Origin of the sequence: Paraburkholderia atlantica (genome assembly GCF_000092885.1) — a bacterium.
Lineage (GTDB): Bacteria > Pseudomonadota > Gammaproteobacteria > Burkholderiales > Burkholderiaceae > Paraburkholderia > Paraburkholderia atlantica.
This window is the reverse complement of record NC_014117.1, coordinates 1,683,434-1,704,649: the sequence shown is the minus strand read 5'-3', so window position 1 is coordinate 1,704,649 and position 21,216 is coordinate 1,683,434. Positions and strand designations below refer to the sequence as shown.

Genomic DNA, 21,216 nt, shown 5'->3' with positions numbered 1-21,216 from the left:
ATGCCATATTATATTATTACTTCATATGCAACCAAATTATGATTCAAACAGAAAATAGCCATTCATATCCAAATCTCGATACTCTGTTTGGCGGATATCTAAATCAGGATTATCACTATATCGGAGACTCGATTGAAGAAATTGTCAGCATCTATAAAAATGCGATTACTTCTGAAATGCGTAAGTCTGCGATCAACGAAATTAACCAGCTAGCAGCGAACTTCGGCGAAGACCTGGATGGTGCCTTCTATGAAATGTACGGACATGATTTCAATCCGAAGCTATGGGGTCACACGACCGCATCGTTTCTTGAAGAACTCAAGCGCATTCTGAGCGAGTAATGCACTCGTCTCCTCTCGTAAAAAACGGAACGAAAGCCCTTCGACTTTCGCCCCGTTACGCCAATCAAGGACCGGCCAAGCTCCTGCCTACCCTCGCGTAAAAACACCGCTCTGCTGCCCCGCCACACTCTTCAGAACTTGTCGCGCAAGTCACCGTTCGACTCAATTCGGCAAGCGTGTCGGCGAGCACATGCGCGTCGCCCGGCGTACACAGCGCGGCGTTCTCGCAGTCGTCGATGATTTCGAGCACGCCGCCCGCGAAAAGGCGCTCGTCATGCGCGGTTTGATTCGCGCGCGCAAATAGACATCAAAATCATCCATCGCTCATTCCATATCCAACCGGCTATGGGGTGGCTTGCAGGTTGTCGGCGGCGTACAGGAAATGGTCGGGGCTGCGGCTCTATGCGTGCTGCCAGAACCGACGATGGCAAGCAAGGCCGGATGTGTCGTATTCGGCGTGCATGGCTCAGATACGGCATCGGCAGGATTACGCCAAATCTGGACGGGCCGGGATACGGCTACGCTGACCCAGCACGGGACGACAAAACTGGCGGAAGCGATGAAGGCTAGTCCTGACATGGCGAATAGAATCGGCCTGTCAGTTGATATGATCGTGCCGTTTGGCTTCGCTGGCTCGATCAAGGCTGCACGCGCGGCCAGCGTTTCGATGGGCCGGATTAATCTGGAAATGCATGAAGCGAAGACGCTTCGCGGGGTGGGCGGGCATACGATGCTAAAGCATGTGGGGAGGACCGAGGCGCAGTTGTGGGAGCGGCTCAGGCTTGAGCCGAAGCGGGAAGTCGTATCGTCTTTCGTCAATATCGAAAGAGCCGAATGGGCAATATCAGAAGTTATGCGGTCCAACAAAACAAGAATTCAAGCATGGACGCGGTCTTCTATTCGACATATCCCACTCGACCTGGTCGAGACGATCCCCGGAGAAATTGGCTATGGACTAACGAGGCAAACGGGAAAACTGACATCAATGAATAGAGTTGTGGTTGTTCTAAAATACGAAACCTACAATGGCATGCCATATTATATTCTTACGGCTTATCTCCAACGAGGTTGAACCATGCCATCGAATCACTATTCACAAATGAGCCTTGTTTTTAGGGCGTATTTCGGCGAGGACTTCGATCTCTTTGGGGGCACAATTCCAGAAATAGTCTCAAGCTACAAAAGAGACAGTCCAAGGGAATATCATCATCAATTGATCAAAGAGATCATTTCTTTCATGAATGAGCATCCTATGGATCTGGATGACGCATTTAAAATGGACTATGGCGCAAGTTTTAATCCGAAACTGTGGGGCCACACGACTGCATCGTTTCTCGATGAACTCAAGCGCCTTCTGAGCGAGTAGGGCCACTCGTCTCCACGCGAGGTGGTTCGATGCCCCTAGGCAACTGCACGTCCGACGATGTTTCCGGACAAGCCTGGACCCAACGGCTAACTCGAAATCCTCCAGTGACGTTGGGAAACGAGCCGCGTACCATGCCATGGTGTCCGCCCTTCGGCTGACCTACGTATTCCCACATCCCGCCGCAAAAAAATACCAGCCCTGGATGTTGTGAGATAGGCACCACGGTGCGAACAGTTTTGCGCGGTATCAAAATGCCTCATTACAAAGCCGCAACACGACGGTTTGCGGTACATGCGAAGTGCCGTCGAATACGGCGCAAAAAAACGGAGCGAAAGCCCTTCGACCTCCACCCCGTTACGCCAAGCAAGGACTGGCCAAGCCCCTGTCTACCCTCGCGTAAAAAAACACGCTCTACTGCCCCGCCACACTCTTCAGAATCCCCGCGACCCCATCCACATAGCTGCGCGTGCCGAAGCGTTCCTGCGCGGTCCGATAGCCGTTCTCGACCAGCTTGTCGCGCAAGTCGCCGTTCGAGCGCAATTCGGCAAGCGTGTCGGCGAGCGCATGCGCATCGCCCGGCGTACACAGCACGCCGTTCTCGTAGTCGTCGATGATTTCGAGCACGCCGCCCGCGCGCGACGCCACGACCGGTCGCTGCGCGAGCATCCCCTCGACGATCACGCGGCCGAACGGCTCCGGCGTGATCGACGTATGCACGACCGCGTCGACCGCGCACATGCAGGCCGGAATATCGTGCTGGAAGCCGAGAAAATGCACCCGCTCGCCCAGCTTGTGCGCGGCGACGAAGGCACGCAGTTCGACCTCGTACTGGTCCTCGCCGAACAGCGCCGCGCCGACCAGCACCGCATGCATCTGCGGATTGAGCACCATCGCTTCGAGCAGCACATGCTGTCCCTTCCAACGCGCAAGCCGGCTGAACGAGCCGACGAGGAACGCGTCGCGCGGCAGATTCAGGCGCTCGCGCAGCACCGCCTGCGGCACCGTACGCAATGCGTCGAACGGCTCCGCGGCAATCCCGTTGAACACCACGTCTATGCGCTTGCTGTCGAAGCGCGTGAGCTTCGCGAACGCCTGCGCCGACGCGGCCGAATTGGCGATCACATGCGTGAGCCCGAGCCGCGCGCACCACTTGATGATCGCGAGCTGCTTGCCGCCGAAATGCTCGGCGCTGACGATGTCGCGCAAATGCCAGACCACCGGCCGCCTCGCGAGCTTGCCCGCCACGGCGCCGATCACCATCGCGCGCTGCGTGTTCGCGTAGATCACATCCACTTTGCGCGCCCGTTTCGCGGTGGCACGCACGAGTGAGATGAGCCCCTTCAATGCCTGACCCTTCGGCAGCGAACCGCCCTGCTTGCGCACATTTTTCAGCACCCCGGCATCGAGCACGGTGACCGCGACACCGGTCTTCGCGAGCGCGGCGTTGAATGGCCCGTCGTCGAACAGCACGACCTCGATGCGCGGGCGCAGCGCTTTGACGATTTCGAGCAGCGACAGCTCGGCGCCGCCGAGCACGCCGCTTTGATCGACTGCAAGAATGCGCGGCACGTTCGCGGCGCTCTGCGAGCCCGGCCGATACGGCGTATACGGCGGCAGCGTCGCGGCGCGCAATGCGGGCACCGCCGCGCGCACCTGCGCGAAAAAGCGCTCGCGGAAATGCGCGGCCGAAAACTGCTCGGCGTTGTCGCGGCAATGCTCGGGCTGGAACCGGTGCCCAAGCTCGTCGAAACGATTCACGGCAGCGATGATCGAGTCGGCATCCTGCTCATCGAAGAACATGCCGGTCGGCTTCGGCTCCGACAAATCGCGCACGGTTTCGAGCGCGCCGCCCTTGCCGTAGGCGATCACCGGCGTGCCGCAAGCCTGCGCCTCGACCACCGAAATGCCGAAGTCCTCTTCGGCCGCGAATACGAACGCCTTCGCGCGGCTCATGCGGTCCTTCAGCACCTTGAAAGGCTGATAGCCCATGATTTCGACGTTCGGCCCCGCCTTCGCGCGAATCTTCGCCATGTCGGGCCCATCGCCGATCACGACGAGCTTGCGCTCGGGCATCCGCGCGAACGCCTCGACGATCAGATCGATCTTCTTGTACGGCACCATCCGCGACGCGGTCAGATAGAAGTCTTCCTTCTGCGTGCACAGCGTGAACGCGTCGACATCGACCGGCGGGAAGATCACCTGCGCGTCGCGCTGATACACCTTCTTGATGCGTCGCGCGATGAACGCCGAGTTCGCGATGAAGCCGTCGACCGAGTTCGACGTGCGGATATCCCAGTTGCGCATGTAATGCAGAATCACCCGCGCGAGCGCCGACTTCGGGCCGTTGGTCAGCTTCGACTGCTGCAGATACTGATGCTGCAAATCCCACGCATAGCGGATCGGCGAATGCACGTAGCTGATATGCACCTGGTCGGGACCGGTCAGAATGCCCTTGGCGACCGCGTGACTGCTAGAGATCACGACGTCGTACGCCGACACGTCGAGCTGCTCGATCGCGAGCGGCATCAGCGGCAGATACGAGCGGTACTTGCTGCGCGCGAGCGGAAGTTTCTGGATGAACGATGTCGTCACCGGCTTGCCGCGCAGGAAGCTGCGATCGTCGAGAAAGTCCACGAGGCTGAACAGATCCGCATCGGGAAAGCACGCGATGATCTGCTCGAGCACTTTCTCCGCGCCCGCGTAGGTGACGAGCCAGTCATGCACGATCGCGATGCGCACGTTTTTGTTCGCGCGCGGCGCGCTACGGCGCTCTGCCGGCTGCATACCGGGCACGCTCGTCAGTTCGTCGAGCGCGCTGCGCGTCGCAGGCCTCAACAGGTTTTTTTCAAGGACGTCTTGATTCATGCGCTTTTCCTCGGATTCAGTCGCAATAGCAGTGAACGCGCAAGATTGCGCAAGGCGGGCGTCATCGTGATCGACCACGCGACGTTCGCGCCGACCATCAGCACTCCGGCAGCGATCGCGAGCGCGAGGCTCGGCAGGAAGCGCGCGAGCCACAGGCTGGCGAGCAGGAAGGCGAGATGGGCGAGCATGTCGAGCACGATCTGGCGCGCGCGGATCGCGGCGAAATGCAGCAGCACCGCGTAGTCGAACAGTGCGCGCGCGGAAACCGCGACCGCCGCGCCGGTCAGTCCGAAATGCGTGATACCGAGCCACAACGCGCCGGCGAACAGCGGCAACTCGACGAGGCCGATCCGCGCGGCAGTGGCTGGATTGACCTGTGACTGAATCAGGATGCGCGTCACGTTCGCCTGGCCGACGAGCCACACCGCGACGATCATGATGCGGCCCACGGGCGCCGCGATCGTCGCGATTTCGTTGCCGACCCACAGATGCAGGAACGGTTCGAGCACCAGCATCGCAACCAGCGCGACTGGCGTGAACACGCCGTTCAGGAATTCGAGCGACTGCTGCGTGATCGTATCGGCATCCGCGCGGCCAACCGCCGACAGGCGCGGAAACAGCGTGCGCACCAGCGCGGTCGGCACGATGTTTAGACGCGTGACGAGATTCTGCGGCACCGTGTAGTACGTGACGAACCGCGCGCCGAGGCGTGATCCGAGCATCACGCGATCGAGCGAATCGGCGACCATCGTCGTCACGCTCGCGATCAGCATCCAGCCGCCGAAGTTGAACAGCCCCTTCGCGACGCCGAGCCGCGGCGGTTCAATGCTGCGTATTTCAAGCACTTTCAGCGCGTAGTGGCCGAGCAGCAACGCGGCGAGAATCCGTGCGACCACCGCCGCGGCGAGTACGTTCTGCAAGGTCGCGCCGAGCCACAGCGCGGCACCGAGCGGCAACAACTGAAACAGGAACGTGCCGATCGTCTGATTCGTGTTGTAGACGCCGAAGCGTTCCGCGCCATTGATCGCGCCCGCGAACACCCACGATACGTTCGCGATCGGAATCGCGACCGCGAGCCACGGCAGCGCCATATACACTTCGTGCTGCAGCTCGGGCGACACCTTCGTGAAATACGCGGTGTACAGGAACGCACCGAAGTAGATGATCAAACCGCCCACCACGCCGGTCGTCAGATTGAGCCACGTCGCGCTCCAGAACACGCGCGCGCTTTCCCGCTGATCGCCCGACGCGCGCGCCTTCGAAATATGGTTCTGCGCGGCCATGCTCATGCCGAGATCGAGAATGCCGAAGTAGCCGATCAGCGTCCACACGAGACTGATCACACCGTAGCGCTCGACGCCGAGCAGCCGGATATACGACGGCACGGTCACGAGCGACACGAACGTCGGCAGCACGAGCCCGAAAAAATTGATCGCTACGTTCCTGAGAATGCCTTTGTCCATCGAATCCCTTGGGTTTTGCGGTTAGATTGCGTGCGGCGCTGCGTCAGCGAGGCCAACGCAGCTCAAGGCTTCCAGCGATACATCAGCACCTTGCCGCGCGCGTCTTCCTCGACGAACACCAGGTACTCGCCATCGGCGCGCTTCGTCGCGCTGATGCCGTTCGGCACGTCGACCCAGCCCGACGCGCGGCCCACTTCGGGGCCCGGCCGGATCACGCCGAGTTCCTTGCCGCCGTCCTTGTCCCACACGTGCACCGCGCCGACCGGTTCGACGCCGAACACGTATTGCCCCTCGACGGTGACGCCGATGATCGTCGCGATCGGCTTGCTTTGCGTCTGCCACGGCAAGCTGATTGCATAACGCTGCACCGGCTTGCCGCTCGACCATTTGTCGTAGCGCACCAGCACGCGCCCCACTTCCTTCCAGAAGCCCTGCGTGGTCGGCATATCGGCCGTATAGCCGCTCACGTACATCGTGTCGGTGTCCGGTTCATAGATCGCGCGATGCAGTTCGCTGAACGGTGCAGGCACCGGGTACTGCGTCAGGTTCGCGTACGAGTAGACCGGGTTGCCTTTCGCATCGAGTCCGCCGAAACGGAAGCGATAGATGCCCTTCGTATCCCGGGTCCGCCAGATGTCGCCGGCCGTATCGACCCACCAGCCCCAGCCGCCCGCGAGCTTCGTGCCGTTCGTGTTCGGCGTGTATTCGTCGCGCTGGAAGTGGCCATCACCATTCGTGTCGCGCCAGATCCAGTCACCGCCCGGCGGCGCATTCGGCACCTTCGCGACCGCGCGCTCGCGGCCTGCGATAAATCCCGACGGAATCGCACTCTCGCCGTCGTGCTGCGGATCGAAGCGATAGATCTTCAGATGGTCCGCATACATGTCGGTCAGATAGAGGAACGTGCGCCCCTTCAACCGTCGCGCGATCGGCAGCCCCGGATACTGGTCGGTATGGAACACCGGATCGTCCGGGTACTTGAACCGATTCGACAGGAATCCCGCGTATTTCCAGTCCTGCCCCGACGGCTTCGACAGATCGAGTTCGAAGCGCTTGTTGCCGGTATAGACGCTGTCGGGCCGGGCCGGATCGATCCACGCGCCGTCGACGAACAGCAGCCCCTCGACCTGCCAGTTGCGCTTGCCGTCCGGCGCGTAGCTTTCGAGCGTTGCGCCGAGGCCCGCGCCGATCGGCTCGTAACGCGGACCGATGCCATTGGTCGCCACGTACACGTTGCCGCGCGCATCGACACCGACGCCGGTCAAGCCGTTGAATCGCAACGGTCCCGGCTTGCCGGCGACGCCGCTGAAAATGCCGCCGCGCTCCCCGAGCGTGCCCGACGCCGTGTAGCGGCCGTCGCGCTTCGTGAAGAACAGCACCTGCTGGCGCGGACCGTTGTCGGCGATCAGCAGGCGGCCTTGCGCATCGACGGCGAGGTCGACCGCCACCGTATCGGCCGGCAGCGTGATCGTCTCGTCGATGCGCTGACCGGCCGCCGTGTAATGCTCGATGCCTGGCGCGCGATCGCTGCGTGTGCCGCTCAGCACCCAGAGCGTGCCGTCGGGCGCGAGTGCGGCACGTCCAGGCTCGTGCACGCTCCACGTCGCCTTCTGCTGCATCGACTCGGCATCGTAGACTTCGATGCGATTGCGCGCGGTATTGGCCGCGAACAGCGTCGTGTCGTTCGCGGCGAGTCCGCCGATCTCCGCATTCGTGCCGGTCGGCACTTCGTTCATCATCACAAATCCGGCGGCGAGCTGGGCATGCGGATCGGCATTTTTAGCGGCGGGCTGAAACGGTGCCACGCGCTTCGGCTCGCCGATCAGGCGCCGCGAAATGCCGAACCATTGCTTGCCCTTGTCCGGCCATACGCCCGGTTCGACCAGGTGCCCCTTCTCATTGCCGACCGAGATCGCGACGAACGCATATTTGCGGTTGACCGCGATCGCGTTGCCGCCGGCGTTGCCCCAGCCATGCGTGCCGCCCGCGAAGCCGAGCATCTTGCCGTCCTGATAGACGCTCGCTTCGGCGCCGCTTTCATCCCACGGCGCGTTCGTATAGACCTTGCCGTCCGGCGTGACCGCAATTGCGGTGATATTGATCTGCGTCCATGTGCCATCGCCAAAGCCGAAGCTGTTGCCGATCCATGAGGTCTTCGCGTTCAACGTGGTTTCGGCGCAAGCGGGCAGACCGGCTGCTGCGGCGACGACGCCGGCAGCGCAGGCTGTCAGGGCGAACCAGCTTTTGAACGTGATACGGCGCAAAGCGGAACCTCCAGTCGATGCCCGGTCAACGCGATGCGCGCGGACCCGCGCCCCGCTCGGGGCGAATATCAGTGATTTGGTAAAGCGAAACGAAGCGCAACCGATTGAAGCGCGGCGCCTGAAGGCAGCCGTCCGCACGGCTAAGTTACGCGGAAAAAATGCGGCGACGAAAATCGAAAATAATTCAAAAATATTCGTTCTCTTATACGTCGCAAAAGAAAAGAATTTAAAAATCGATGAAAACGAAAGCCTCGCCGCCACTCGGCTCTGTCGCGACAATCCTCCATTCCTACCGATGTGGGATCACGCAGTGCGCATTTACTACGGAATGCCCGATGCTCATCAGATAACCATAAAAGTCTTTCTGGAATGGCCAAAAAAATACGCTGTTTCAATCTGATTCAATTAGCCCATTCCAACAGATTTTTTCTCGATTTTATTTTCCCTAGAATCAATTGCACTTCAGTTGCGACGCGAAGCGCGCGCCTGTTCGCCGGCTCTGCGTTGCGAACCGCGCGGCCCTTCGCCCGGCCCATCTGCTTTACAACATGGACGGTTCATGACAGCCAGCGCTTTGCCCCTCGCACCCTCCCATTCCCGTATCCTGCAACTCGACGGTTTGCGCGCGATCGCCGTGCTCGCAGTGTTCGCCCAGCACGCGTTGAAAGCGCCGCTATGGATGGGCGTCGATCTGTTTTTCGTTTTGAGCGGCTTTCTGATCAGCGGCATCCTGCTCGATCGCAAGGCGCGTCAGCAGTCGTATTTCAGCTATTTCTACGCACGGCGCGCGCGCCGCATTCTGCCGCCGTACCTGCTGCTGATGGCCGTGTCATCGGTGCTGTTCGGTCTCGCGTGGGCGCAGCACTGGTACTGGTATGCGTTCTTCGCGACCAATATCGGCGATGCGCTCAATCAAAGCGGCCACGAAAGCCTCAATGTGCTGTGGTCGCTCGCGGTCGAGGAGCAGTTTTATATCTTCTGGCCGTTCGTGATCCTGCTCGTGCCCGAGCGTCTGCTCGGCGGCGTGGCGGCCGCGCTGATCGTGCTGGTGCCGCTGCTGCGCGCGCTCGCCACGCCGTGGTTCGATTCGTTCTGGCCAATCTACTACCTGACGCCGTTCCGCATGGATCTGCTCGCGGCCGGCGCGCTGCTCGCGGTGGCCGTGCGGCGTGATCGCAATGCGCTCGAACCGTACAAGGGACTCGCGGTGCTCGGCGCGCTGGCCGCACTCGCGGTGCTGGCATGGCTGCATCTGCACTTCCCTCGTTTTCGCGCGGCGAATACGCCGTTGTCGAATGCGGGGCTCTATAGCGTGTCGCTGGTGCTGTGCACGTCGATCGTGGTGATCGCGCTGCAGAGCAAGGGCCTCGTCAAACGGCTGCTGTGCAATCCCGTGCTCGTCTATATCGGCACCATCAGCTACACGATCTATCTGATCCACCTGAGCGTGCTGTACATGGTGTGGCCGCTGCATTTGAACCGCTATCTGTGCGCCGCGATCGCGCTCGCGATCACGCTCGTCTACGCGAGCATCACGTGGTTCGCATTCGAGAAGCGCTTGATTTTCGCTACGCGCGGCACGAGAGCGACGGCACACGCCGGCGCCGGCGTTGCGCGGCAAGCACCGCAAAGCCGCGCATGAACCGCCTGACTCTTGTTGCTGCCCGCGTGCTGGGCGTCGTGTCGGCGCTGACGTCGCTTGCGCCGACTACGAGCGCGGCCGTGGACGAGCCTCTAACGTCATCGCCCACGCAAGTGCTGATCGACGCCTACGGCGATTCGACCACGCTCGGGATCACCTGTAGCGATGGCCACTGCGGTCCGCAAGCGTGCAACGCGGTCACGTATCTGCAGCAAGCGTTGCAGGCAAATGACGGCAAACGCGTGCGTGTCACGAACTACGGGGTCGGCGGCACGATGGCCTCGCAGTTGCGCGACGGCACCGGCGATCGTCGCGCGGGACCGACGGCCGGGCTGCCGTGGCGCGAACGTCTCGCCGTCTCGCCCGCGCGGATCGTGCTGATCAACTATGGCATCAACGAAGTGATGCAGGACCAGACGCCCGAGCAGTTCTACGCGGCCGAATCATCGCTCGTGCAAACCGCGCGAGCGCTCGGCAAGGAGCCCGTTTTGCAGACCTCGAACCCGATGCCCGATAACCGGCTCAACGCACGGCTCGCCGCGATGGTCGCGATGACGCGACGCTTGGCCGCCGAACAGCAGGTGCCGCTCGTCGATCAATACGCGTATGTGAGCGGCCTGCCCGACTGGAAGTCGCTGATGTCGGACGGCGCGCATCCGAAACCGGAGTTGTACCGGCTGAAGGCCGACCAGGATTATCAGGTCGTCGAACCGTTGGTGCGGCGGCTGCTGGACGAAACACGTTGAGCCACGCGCTTACGCGCATTCCGTTCCTTTTCTCATTCACAAACTAGAAGGCAAGCTATGAGCCAACCACGCAAAGCGATCATCACCGGCGTATCCGGACAGGACGGCGCCTATCTGACCAAGCTGCTGCTCGACAAGGGCTATCACGTGACCGGCACCTACCGGCGCACGAGTTCGGTCAACTTCTGGCGCATGCGTGAGCTTGGCGTGCTCGATCATCCGAATCTGCGTCTGGTCGAACACGACCTCACCGACCTCGGATCGACGCTGCGTCTGCTCGACGGCACCCAGGCCGACGAGCTGTATAACCTCGCCGCGCAGAGCTTCGTCGGCGTGTCGTTCGACCAGCCTGTGACCACCGCCGAAGTGACCGGCGTCGGCGCGCTGAATCTGCTCGAAGGCCTACGTATCCTGAGCCCGAAGACGCGCTTCTATCAGGCGTCGACCTCCGAGATGTTCGGCCTCGTGCAGGCGGTGCCGCAACGCGAGAGCACGCCGTTCTATCCGCGCAGCCCGTATGGCGTCGCGAAGCTGTTCGCGCACTGGTCGACGATCAACTATCGCGAGTCGTACAACCTGTTCGCGAGCAGCGGCATTCTGTTCAATCACGAATCGCCGCTACGTGGCCGCGAATTCGTCACCCGCAAGATCACCGACACGGTCGCGAAGATCAAGCTCGGCAAGCAGGACGTGCTCGAACTCGGCAACCTGAGCGCGCAGCGCGACTGGGGCTTCGCGCTCGAATATGTGGAGGGCATGTGGCGCATGTTGCAAGCCGACGCGCCCGATACCTTCGTGCTCGCCACCGGCCGCACCGAGACCGTTCGCGATTTCGTGCGCATGGCGTTCACGGCGGCGGGCTTCCAGCTCGAATGGTCGGGCAAGGACGAGCGCGAGACCGGCATCGATGTCGCGACCGGCAAGACGCTCGTGCGCGTGAACCCGAAGTTCTATCGGCCGGCCGAAGTTGACCTGCTGATCGGCTGCGCGGACAAGGCACGCGACACGCTCGGCTGGCAACCGCAAACCTCGCTGGAACAGCTGTGCCAGATGATGGTGCAGGCGGACATCGCACGCAACGAGCACCACGAGACGTTCTAACACCGCATCCGTGTGCGGCGGAGTTCGCCGCACACTATCCGTCAACTCGCCAGCTTCCGGAACGTCTCCAGCACCGCATCGCCCTTGAACGGCTTGACGATCCAGCCCTTCACGCCAGCGGCCTTGCCGCGCTCCTTCATTGCGGGGCTGCTTTCGGTCGTCAGCATGATCACGTTGACGGTCTTGTTCGCGAGTTCGCCGCGGATTTTCTCGACCATCGTCAGGCCGTCCATGTTCGGCATGTTCACGTCGCTGACAATGAGGCGGATATTCGAATCCGTCTTCAGCTTCGTTAGGCCATCCTTGCCGTCGATGGCAGTCGCGACCTCCAGACCGTTTTTCGCCAGAAAGCCCGCGACTTCATCGCGCACCGTGCTCGAATCGTCCACCACCAGAATCTTTGCCATAGCCATTCCCTTGCGTCACCGACGCGTTGTATCAAAACAGATCCAGTTCGCCGGAGTCGACCAGATCGTCGACATCCGCCGTGTTTTCAGAAAAATCTTCGGGTGACCAGCTCAGGTTGAACACGAAGCGCTGATCGATCGACACCGACTGTCCGCTCGGCGCGTCGCTCAATCGGTATTGAAACCGTAACTGCGGATTGTCCGAGCCGAACGAGATATAGCGGTGCTTGTGATTGACGAGCAGAGGCACCTGCACCTGACTCGCTTCGCGACCGTTCCGCGCACCGAGGAACCGGTCCTTGAACGCACCCCAGATCAGATTCGTCAATTCGCCGAGCACGTTGTTCAGATCGCGAAAGCCTGCTTGCGTCGTGCCCCTGCCGGCATCACGTGCCGCGCGATCGCGCTCGATCATGCCGAGCAGCGGTTCCTCTTCGGCCTGCATCAACATATAGCCGCGACACCAGGTGCCTTCGAGCGGAATCAGGCTGAACACCTCGCCAAAGATGATGCGATCGCGCACGACGCTGGGCGTGTCGCGTTGCACGGTGACGCCGTCGAATAACGTCGCGAGCCGTGCTTCGGTGATCTCGGCGATACCGCGCACGAGCGCGTTGGGGAAGTCGAGGCTGAAGATGTATTGATCGACGGCTTCACGCAGCGCCGTCAGATCGGCGCCATTGAAATGCGCGCACGCCGCGTTCTTCATAGGCTTCGGAAGCTGTTCGAGCGGCGCGTCGCCGCTCGAACGCAGGATCACCGGCAATTCGGGGCGCAAGGTATTGATCCGCGCCGCAGTCGTTGCCGCCTGTTCGACCGATCCACCGTAGTTATCCGCCAGCAGAACGCCGCCGAGATCGATATTGGTGGCGAGTACCGAGCCGAGGCGGCTGCTGTCGCGCACCTTCAGTGCAATCAGGTTGTGCTGGTCGAAAAAGAGCTTCAGCGCTTGCGCGTGTGCCGGACTGTCGTCGAGCACGAGCACCTTGCTGACGGGCTTGCTGGTATTCATCGTGTTTCAGTCTGCGAATGCAGTGTTGCTAGAAAAGTTCGAGTTCGCCTTCGGCCTCGTCGGCCGTCGCGAGTTCAGCCTTGAAATCGATTGGCGCCTGCGCGCATACGCATAGCGTGACGCCCAGCCGGGCAGCACCGCCGATCGTCAGCTCGTACGCCCACACGTGATCGGGCCGCAATTCATCCAGATACTCGATACAGGTGCTGTTCAATTCATACGGCGTCGACATGCCGAGATCGGGGAAGTGATCGACCAGTTGCTGGTTCATGTAGCCGCAGCATAGATTGCCGAGCTCCATCAGCGTTTCGGACAGCGAACGCGTCGTGTCGCCACTGGCGTAGTACGCGCGCGTTGCTTCATCCTTGCTGAAATGCAGCACGAACAGCAGCCGAAAGCCGATCGACGAGATCGTCAGCGCCATCGCGCAAGGGCCGGGCGGATGATCGCGATCCCACCTCGGCACCGCGCTGATCTCGCATGCATCACCCGGCGTCGCGGGTAATCTCGCGCGAGCCGCGTGACAGAAGATGTCCGCGATGCTTTGCAACGCCAGATCGGTAATCACGCCGCGGCCTGCTCGAGCCTGGATTGAAACTGGGTCGCCAGCACTTCGACGCCGCCGAGCGACGCCGTAATCATCTTGCCGCCGGCCTGGATGTCCTGGAACGTCGCTGCGGTCGTAAGGTCGTTGCGATGCAGGCTCTCCTGATAGCTCTTCGACAGTTCCTGCGAGCGCGACGCGAGCGAGCGCACTTCGCCCGCGACGATCGAAAAGCCGCGACCCGCGGTGCCGGCGCGCGCCGCTTCGATCGACGCATTCAGCGAAACGATCAGCACGTGCTGCACGATCGACGACAGTTCCTGGTTCTTCTTGTGCATGTCACGGTTCTGCGACATCAGCGAAATCATCTGCTCGTGCCAACGCTCGAACGTGATGGTCAGCGCTTTCAGACGGGCCGCCTCGTGCGCGATCCGCGTCGCGTGCTGCAGCCATTCGTTGCTTCGCGCGCTCGCGGCGTCGAGGGACGCCTGCAACGCTTCGCGATTGCGCTCGCCCTGCTCGGCCTGCGCGCGCAGCTCGGCGAGCAGCGCCTCCAGTGCGACGCGCTCACCGTCGGCTTGCTCGCCGACCAGGACCGCCGCGTCGAGTTGCTGTTCGAGGGCTTGCCGCGCGAGCGTGTCGACACGCTGCGCTTCTGCACTGACGCGAAGCTTGCGACGAAAAAAAATGCCCGTCGCGAGCGCGCAGACGATACCGCCAACGCCTGCGGCCACAAGATAACTTTCAAGCACGACCTGCTCCCATCGCTTCGTTCAATCGATCAGGCCGTTAGCCTGCCACCGCATCCGCGTCACGCTCGCGCGCTGCATCGACGGACGCATCGAGACTGTCCACCGCCCAGTCCTCGGGGAACGACACGACGGTCTGGAAGCGGCGATAGTCCGCGCCGCGACGATCGTCGGTGAAACGCAATTCGATGCGGCCATGCTCGCGCCCCACGAAATCGCGCACGGCATCCATGCCGACGCCGCGACCTGAAATCTCGCTGACGCTCTGCGCGGTCGAGAAGCCGGAACGGAAGATCAGCTCGGCAATCGCTTCGTCGCTGAGCGCGGCATCGGCGTCGATCCAGCCGCGTTCGATCGCGGCCGCGCGGATCTTCGCGAGCGCGAGACCACGGCCGTCGTCGCTGATGGTGATTTGCAGCGCGTGATGATCGACGCCCACTTCCAGCTCGATGACACCGGCCGCGTCCTTGCCGTTCGCGATACGCTCGGCGGCAGGCTCGATGCCGTGGTCGACCGAATTACGCAGCAGATGCGTGAACACATTGCGCAGCGTATGGCTGATCTCACTGCGCACGCGGTAGCCGTTGTTGTCGATGCTGACGACCGGCGCTTCCTTGCCGAGTTCGGCCGCCAGAGACGGCAGCGATTCGAGCACGCCCGCGAGCGCTTCGTAGATCGATTCGGTGCCCAACAGACGCAGCTCGCGCTGCAACGATTCGCGCATCGACACGAGTGCGTCACGGTCGGCCGGATCGGCGCTTTCGAGCAGGTCCAGCTGCTTCTGGATCAACTCACGATCGACCATCAAATAGCGATCCACCGCGCCGTTCTGGCCCGGGCCCTTGCGGCCGAGGCTCACTTCGTTGATCGTCGCGTAGGTTTCGAGCGCGGCCTTCACGCGCTGCAGATCCTCGATCAGAAGCTGCTGGTCCCACGCCTCGCCGCTGTCCGCGCGGCGCAACGCGTCGTAACGCTGTTCGGTTTCGTGGACGACGCCGGTCAGATGCTGAAGGCTGTACGTGCGCGCATTGCCCTTGACGGTGTGCATGTTGCGGAACAGCTCGGCGACGGCCTCGTGACTCGGCTCATGATGCTGACGAATGATCCGCTCGTTCTCGCTGATGAAGCCCGTCGCGCTTTCGACGAAGTGATGGAACTTCTCCTGGCTCACCGCGAGAATCTCGCCGATCATTTCCAGCCGGCGCTTCTGTTCGCCGGCCTCGGCGGCGAGCGCGCGCAGTTCGGTCACGTCGCGCACGCACAGCATCAAACGCTGCACGACGTCGTGTTCGTCGGTGATGGCCGACCAGCTCAGGTCGAGCGTCTTCACGCGGCCATCGGCCATCGGCTTCGCGATTTCGTTGACGAGCAGGTGCTGATTGAACTCGAAGTTCATGCTGTCTTCACCGATACATGCGTGCAGCGCCGCTTCGATCTGCGAGCGCTCGTCGCTGTTGATATCGGTGCCGCCGAACACGAGGTCGAGCAACGGACGGCCCGCAATCTCACGAGTCTCGAAGATGGCCTCCAGATACGCGGAGTATTCCGGATGCACGACCACGCCTTCGACCACCGTCAGAATCCCCTGCTGCATGTTTTGCAGCATCGCCTGGATATCGGCGGTCTTCTGCTTCAACTGCAGCGAGCTTTGCTGGATCTTCTCGATCATGCCGTTGAACGCGACGATCGAATGACCGATCTCGTCCATGCGGCCAACCGGCACGCGGCGCGTGAAGTCCTGGCTTGCGGCGATCTCGCTCATCTCCACCTGCATGCGGCTCAGCGGCCGGGTGATCTGGCGATACAGCAGCGCGCTGATCAGCAGCAGCACGACGATGGCCGCGCCGGTCGCGGCGCCGATCGCCGTCGTCGTGGTGGCGAGCGCGCTGTTCAGGTCGTCGATCGCGGCGTCTTTCTGGCGGTTCTTTTCGATTCGCAGCGTCTCGACGATGCCTTCGAGTTCATCGCGGTATTGCGCGACGTTCGCGAACAGATACGCCTGTGCCAGTTCGTTCTTGCCGTCGGCCTTCATCTTCGCGGTGTCGTTGACCGCGTTGAAATAATTCGCGAGGCTGTCGCGCGCCTGGCTCACGAGCCCGGTTTGGGCCCGACCTTGCGCGGCCTTCGCCTGCACGTCGAGCGCCGCGTGCAGCGACGCTTCCTTGCTCTTCAGCAGGTCGCGAGCCTGCGCGACCATGTTCTCGTCAGGCGCGTAGACGAGCGTCATCATCGCGAGCTGCACGTCCTTGAGCTGCGACACGAGGTCGGCCGACGCCAGCGCGCTCGGCACGACGCCCTGGGTCACCTGCCTGACGTTGGCGGCGCTGTTGCGAGTCTGAAGCACAGCGTATCCACCAATGGCGGATAGCGCGACAAGCATCAGAATGACGAGTAGCGTGATGCGGTGACGGATGGTCATCTGAGAATCCCCGAGGTCTGAAAATACAAGGTCCCCGCTTTGAGCGGGACGCCCGTGTGTTTTTGTACTTTCGGGCGCGGGGATTATCGTCGCGGATGTGTGACGTCAACGTGACGAAGTCGACGCCGGGCGACACGTTTGAGGGTTTTGAAAAATAACGTCAAAAAATGCGGGACCAAGGGCTGATCCGGGCTCAAGTTCGAAAGAAAAATGCCGTTATTGATAGCCTGTTTTTTTCGTTAGCCTGCGGCGGCATGAACGCGAGGCCCGACCGCAACGATCCGGCCTCGCCTGTCGTTTCATTTCATCGAAGCGTCGCCGCTGCGCTTCAATGCAACGCGTCCCCCGCGATCGCTTCGGCATACACCGCCGCGACTCGCTTCGCGATCACCGCGTTATCGAAGTGCTCGCGCGCATAACGGCGGCATGCATTCTCATCGGGCAGCTTTAGCGTGCCGTTCAGCGCGCCGGCGAGTCCCGCGGCGATCGCCGCTGCGCCGGTCTGCGGCAACACCAGATCGGGCGACAAGCCCGCCACCGCCTCAGGCAATCCGCCGACCGGCGTCACCAGCACCGGCGTACCCGACGCAAGCGATTCGACCGTGATGAGCCCGAAGCCTTCCAGCGCGACCGTCGGCACGACGCTGAGATTGGCCGCGCGATACAGCGCCGCCAGATGCTGGTCGGGCACGAAGCCGAGCAGCTTCACGTTGTGTTCCAGCCCCGCGTCGTCGATGCGCGCCTGAAGCTCGCTTTCGAGCCGCCCCTTGCCCGCGATCAGCAGCAGCACGTCGGGCGCACTGCGTTTCACCAGCTTGACCGCATCGATCAGATCTTCGAGGCCCATGCGCCGCACCAGCCGCCGCACCGCCAGCACGATCGGCCGATCCTGCGGCAATTGCAGACGCAAACGCGCTTCGGCTTGCGTGATCGGCAGATTGAACTGCTCGACATCGACGCAGCCCGGCACCACGCGCACGCGCTCCGGCGAGATGCCGTAGCGCGCCGTCAGGATCTTGCCGAACGCGTCCGACAGTACGATCAGCCGCGACGAACGCGCATACACCGACTGCTCCAGATAACGCTTCGCGCGCTGGCCGAGCGAATCGGCGCCTTCGACGTGGCTCTCGTCGGCCCACGGCCCCTGAAAATGCGACACCTGCGGAATGCCGCGCGTCACGTCGAGGCCCGCAAACGTATAGAGCGCGAAGTGCGACGAAATCACGTCGGGCCGCGAGCTGCGGATTTCCTGGCGCAACGCGCGGCGTGCCGCCATCAGCCGCAACGGCAGCGATTGCGCGGCGGGTCCGAAGCCGTTGATCGCGCCGCCGGTATCGGCCGCGACTTTCGGCGAGCCGGCGACGACGCCGCGCACCGCGACGCCCGCGCCGGGCAGCGCGCCGACCAGCGAGTAGTACATGCGGTCGAGGCCGCCCGCGCGTTCGGGAAACCAGTGCATCCCGATTTGCAGTGATTTGATTGAGCCAGTCGTCATGATGGTGTGCCCCTGTGTGTTGCTTGCGGTGAGTTGCTATGTCCTTGCGTGGATCGCGCGGTTCGCGCGTTCATTCCACGCTCTTCTGTCCGGCGAGATGGTTCAGCGTCAGCGCATCGTTCTGCGCGACAACCGTCGCTTCGGTCTGGCTGCGCCGGCGGTTTTCCTGCTGCCCGGCCAGTTGCCGGTACAGCGCGATGTATTGCGCGGCCATGCGCGCCCAGCCGAAGCCTGTTGCGAGCTCGCTCGCGGCTTTGCCCATCGCGCGGCGCGCGGTGTCGTCGCCGGCGAGTTGCGCGACCGCGCGAGCGAGCGCTTGCGGGTCGTCGGGATCGTCGAGCACGATGCCGCACTCGGGCGTGATGATCTCGGCGCCGCCCGCGGTGCGCGCGGTCACGACGGGCAGGCCTGCGGCCATCGCTTCGAGCAGCGACAGGCTCATCGCTTCGTAGCGCGATGGAAACACGAACGCGTCGACCGAATGCATCAGCACCGGCATCTCCTTCACCAGCCCGAGAAAATGCACGCGATGCGCGATGCCGAGCGCCTTCGCCTCGTCCGGATACGGGCTGCCCGGCAGAAAGCCGGCCACCGCTATCTGCACATGCTCGGGCAGATGTTTCAACGCGGCGAGCACGGTGCCGAGATTCTTGCGCGGGGTGCGCAGATCGCCGACGAACAGCAGCAGGAACGCATCGTCCGGTAAGCGGAACTTCGCGCGATCGCCGCTCGCCGCCGCGAAGCCCTGCGTATCGACGCCGTTGTAGATCACGTCCACGCGGTTGCGCGGCGTGAGGCCGATCGCGCGGATTTCGTCGGCGACCTTCTGCGACACCGCGGTGATCACCTTCGAGCGCCGGTAGGCCCAGCGTTCGAGCAATGCATTGCAGCGCGTATAGACCGACTGGTACGCGGACCACACGCCCTTCGTCAAACCGAACGGGTAGTACTTGCTCGCGAACCAGCCGCTATGCACGAAATGCGAGGTATTGACGTCGGCCCGCATCCAGGTGATGAAGCCGTTCACGTGCAGCACGTCGTAGTCGCGCCGATGCGCACGCAGCCACAGCGCGCTCTTCAGCGCGAACACCTGCTGGCGCAGCAGATTGGTCGGCCACCAGCGGCCGATCTTCACCGGCGCCCAGCGCACGTTCGGATGCGCGAGCAGCTCGGGCGCCACGTGCGACGCGACCAGCGTCACGCGGATGTTCTCGTCGAGCGCCGCGCGCGCGATCTCGTGATTGACGCGCCCCTGGCCGTCGTTATGACGCACTACGTGCGTGACTATGGCGACTCTCAATCCGTGCCTCCGTGGAGAAATTGCGTGCGTGCGCGGTTCATTTTTTCGTAGTGAACCGCGGAAAGAATCGAAAAAGCGCCCATGAAGAGCAGCAGGCCGCCCGTGCCGACCAGCGAGTTCGTGAACACGAGCATCGCGAAGGTCGCCAGACACAGGCTCAGGCACGCGGCGACGAACTTGTCGTCGCGCAGCCTGAACGACGCGAGCACCGCGCGCGTCAGCAGCCACACGATGCCGGACATGTACAGCAAGGTGCCGGGCCAGCCGAGCACGAACGGAATGTTCATCACGCCGCTGTCGAAGTTGCCGTACTGGCCGAGCTGGCCGCCGTCGTTGGAAAGCTTCGTCGAGGTGCCGGTCGCGCCCATGCCCTCGCCGGACACGTCCGTAAACGCGGTCTTCGCGAAGCTCGCGTAGAACTCGTTACGCGCCGCGTAGCTCTGGTCGTCGTGCAGATTGACGATCGTGTTCAGGCGCGCCTGCATCCGTTCGGCCACCGGACCGACCGCGAGCAGCGGCACGCAGAAGCCGGCGAGCAGCACCGCGCTCGCGACGATGCGCACGCGCACCTTGTTGTTCGACTTCACCAGCTGGATCAACAGCGCGATGACCCAGCCGCCCCACGTCGAGCGCACGAGGCTCAACGCGAACGAAAAGAAGCCGAGCCCGGCGGCGATCCAGCGCACGCGGTGCTGCGCGGCCATCACGAAGACCATCGCACCCATCATCGCGAACGCGAACGGGCCCGACGAATTCATCGTACTGAACACGCGCACGCCCATCGGCACCGGGTCGCCCTGCGAGTTCATCTGCGAGCCGAGCATCCACAGCACGTCCCATGGCGGCATGATGAAGAACTGGATCAGGCCGTAGCCGCCCATCACCAGCATGCCCCAGATGAACGTGCCCACGATCGTGTCGCGGTACTGCGGATACTGGCGCGTGTGCGCCATGATGTGAAAGCCGATCAGGATCGGATAAAGCCAGTTCGCGAGGTCGTAGGTGGCCGCGAGCGGGCCGCTCGACATCACGCCGATCAGGAATGCGTAGACGAGGCCGAGCAGGATCAGCAGCACCGGCAAACCACGGCGCTGCGCGAGCAGCCGGTAATAGCGCAACAACGACAGGCCGCTGATCATCGTGACGGCGAGCGGCGCGACCTGGATCAGACTCGTCGGCGTGAACGCGCCCTTCGACCAGTCGGCGAGACGCCGCACTTCGGGGCTCAGAAACCACAGCCACCACATGAAGCCGATATAGCGCGCCGGGCTCTTGAAGTAGAGCCACAGGCCCGTCAGGATCGCGAGCACCGGAAACGCGAGCGTCAGCACGGTGCCCTGATGCGCGACGATCAGCACCGCGGTGATCAGCCACAGCAACAGCGGCGGCAGCCATTCCCGCCTTGCGCCGGACAGCAGCCCGCTCGCGCTGGTCTTCGCGGCGCCGGCGTTGGCCGCGCCTGCCGGCGGTATTGGGTTCGCGCGCGGAATCGTCGACATCGC

The 21,216-nt window shown here is 62.6% G+C and carries 18 protein-coding genes; 7 read left to right on the top strand and 11 right to left on the bottom strand.

Features of this window, described 5'->3' with window-relative positions; genetic code table 11:
• Positions 1 to 38: 38 nt before the first annotated feature.
• The 3 genes from BC1002_RS07570 (at position 39) to BC1002_RS07560 (ending at position 1,707) form a co-directional block, all read left to right on the top strand.
• Complete coding sequence (locus BC1002_RS07570) at positions 39 to 341, top strand: contact-dependent growth inhibition system immunity protein (protein ID WP_013089468.1); 303 nt, start codon at positions 39 to 41, stop codon at positions 339 to 341.
• 319 nt (positions 342 to 660) lie between these two features.
• Positions 661 to 1,413 (top strand): RNase A-like domain-containing protein, encoded by a 753-nt coding sequence (locus BC1002_RS07565; protein ID WP_041734357.1) that lies wholly within the window; start codon positions 661 to 663, stop codon positions 1,411 to 1,413.
• A 3-nt stretch (positions 1,414 to 1,416) separates the two neighbouring features.
• A complete protein-coding gene (locus tag BC1002_RS07560; protein ID WP_013089466.1) occupies positions 1,417 to 1,707 on the top strand; it encodes a contact-dependent growth inhibition system immunity protein in 291 nt (96 codons plus the stop codon).
• A 411-nt stretch (positions 1,708 to 2,118) separates the two neighbouring features.
• Here BC1002_RS07560 and BC1002_RS07555 read toward each other — a convergent pair whose 3' ends face one another.
• The 3 genes from BC1002_RS07555 to BC1002_RS07545 all read right to left on the bottom strand — a co-directional run bounded on the left by BC1002_RS07555 (position 2,119) and on the right by BC1002_RS07545 (position 8,290).
• A complete protein-coding gene (locus BC1002_RS07555; RefSeq protein WP_013089465.1) occupies positions 2,119 to 4,572 on the bottom strand; it encodes a glycosyltransferase family 4 protein in 2,454 nt (817 codons plus the stop codon).
• A complete protein-coding gene (locus BC1002_RS07550; protein WP_013089464.1) occupies positions 4,569 to 6,035 on the bottom strand; it encodes a flippase in 1,467 nt (488 codons plus the stop codon). The genes BC1002_RS07555 and BC1002_RS07550 overlap by 4 nt, the downstream gene beginning before the upstream one ends.
• 62 nt (positions 6,036 to 6,097) lie before the next feature.
• Complete coding sequence (locus tag BC1002_RS07545; protein WP_238537937.1) at positions 6,098 to 8,290, bottom strand: NHL repeat-containing protein; 2,193 nt, start codon at positions 8,288 to 8,290, stop codon at positions 6,098 to 6,100.
• Here BC1002_RS07545 and BC1002_RS38770 point away from each other — a divergent pair.
• From BC1002_RS38770 to gmd, 4 genes are all read left to right on the top strand, one after another.
• Positions 8,172 to 8,699 carry a hypothetical protein gene (locus BC1002_RS38770; protein WP_238537947.1) on the top strand — a complete coding sequence of 176 codons (528 nt, stop codon included), beginning with the start codon at positions 8,172 to 8,174 and terminating at the stop codon, positions 8,697 to 8,699. The genes BC1002_RS07545 and BC1002_RS38770 overlap by 119 nt on opposite strands.
• A gap of 159 nt (positions 8,700 to 8,858) precedes the next feature.
• Positions 8,859 to 9,941, top strand: coding sequence for an acyltransferase family protein (locus tag BC1002_RS07540; RefSeq protein WP_013089462.1), 1,083 nt, complete (start codon positions 8,859 to 8,861; stop codon positions 9,939 to 9,941).
• Entirely contained in the window at positions 9,938 to 10,687 is a 750-nt protein-coding gene (locus BC1002_RS07535; protein WP_013089461.1) for an SGNH/GDSL hydrolase family protein, read from the top strand. Before BC1002_RS07540 ends, BC1002_RS07535 begins: the two co-directional genes overlap by 4 nt.
• A 57-nt stretch (positions 10,688 to 10,744) precedes the next feature.
• Complete coding sequence (gene gmd / locus BC1002_RS07530; RefSeq protein WP_013089460.1) at positions 10,745 to 11,788, top strand: GDP-mannose 4,6-dehydratase; 1,044 nt, start codon at positions 10,745 to 10,747, stop codon at positions 11,786 to 11,788.
• Between the two features lie 41 nt (positions 11,789 to 11,829).
• On the opposite strand, the gene BC1002_RS07525 is transcribed toward gmd, so the two are convergent.
• From BC1002_RS07525 to BC1002_RS07490, 8 genes are all read right to left on the bottom strand, one after another.
• The gene (locus BC1002_RS07525) at positions 11,830 to 12,195 is read right to left on the bottom strand and encodes a response regulator (protein ID WP_013089459.1); all 366 of its coding nucleotides are present in this window, start codon (positions 12,193 to 12,195) and stop codon (positions 11,830 to 11,832) included.
• 31 nt (positions 12,196 to 12,226) lie between these two features.
• Entirely contained in the window at positions 12,227 to 13,207 is a 981-nt protein-coding gene (locus BC1002_RS07520) for a chemotaxis protein CheX (protein WP_013089458.1), read from the bottom strand.
• A 28-nt stretch (positions 13,208 to 13,235) separates the two neighbouring features.
• Entirely contained in the window at positions 13,236 to 13,775 is a 540-nt protein-coding gene (locus BC1002_RS07515) for a hypothetical protein (protein ID WP_013089457.1), read from the bottom strand.
• Entirely contained in the window at positions 13,772 to 14,503 is a 732-nt protein-coding gene (locus BC1002_RS07510; protein WP_013089456.1) for a methyl-accepting chemotaxis protein, read from the bottom strand. Before BC1002_RS07510 ends, BC1002_RS07515 begins: the two co-directional genes overlap by 4 nt.
• 37 nt (positions 14,504 to 14,540) lie before the next feature.
• Complete coding sequence (locus BC1002_RS07505) at positions 14,541 to 16,919, bottom strand: ATP-binding protein (protein ID WP_013089455.1); 2,379 nt, start codon at positions 16,917 to 16,919, stop codon at positions 14,541 to 14,543.
• A 328-nt stretch (positions 16,920 to 17,247) separates the two neighbouring features.
• Positions 17,248 to 18,414 (bottom strand): glycosyltransferase family 4 protein, encoded by a 1,167-nt coding sequence (locus BC1002_RS07500; RefSeq protein ID WP_013089454.1) that lies wholly within the window; start codon positions 18,412 to 18,414, stop codon positions 17,248 to 17,250.
• A gap of 70 nt (positions 18,415 to 18,484) precedes the next feature.
• Positions 18,485 to 19,714 carry a glycosyltransferase family 4 protein gene (locus tag BC1002_RS07495; protein ID WP_013089453.1) on the bottom strand — a complete coding sequence of 410 codons (1,230 nt, stop codon included), beginning with the start codon at positions 19,712 to 19,714 and terminating at the stop codon, positions 18,485 to 18,487.
• Positions 19,711 to 21,213: a glucose-6-phosphate isomerase gene (locus tag BC1002_RS07490; protein WP_013089452.1), complete on the bottom strand. Its 1,503-nt coding sequence runs from the start codon at positions 21,211 to 21,213 to the stop codon at positions 19,711 to 19,713. The genes BC1002_RS07495 and BC1002_RS07490 overlap by 4 nt, the downstream gene beginning before the upstream one ends.
• Positions 21,214 to 21,216 lie beyond the last annotated feature (3 nt).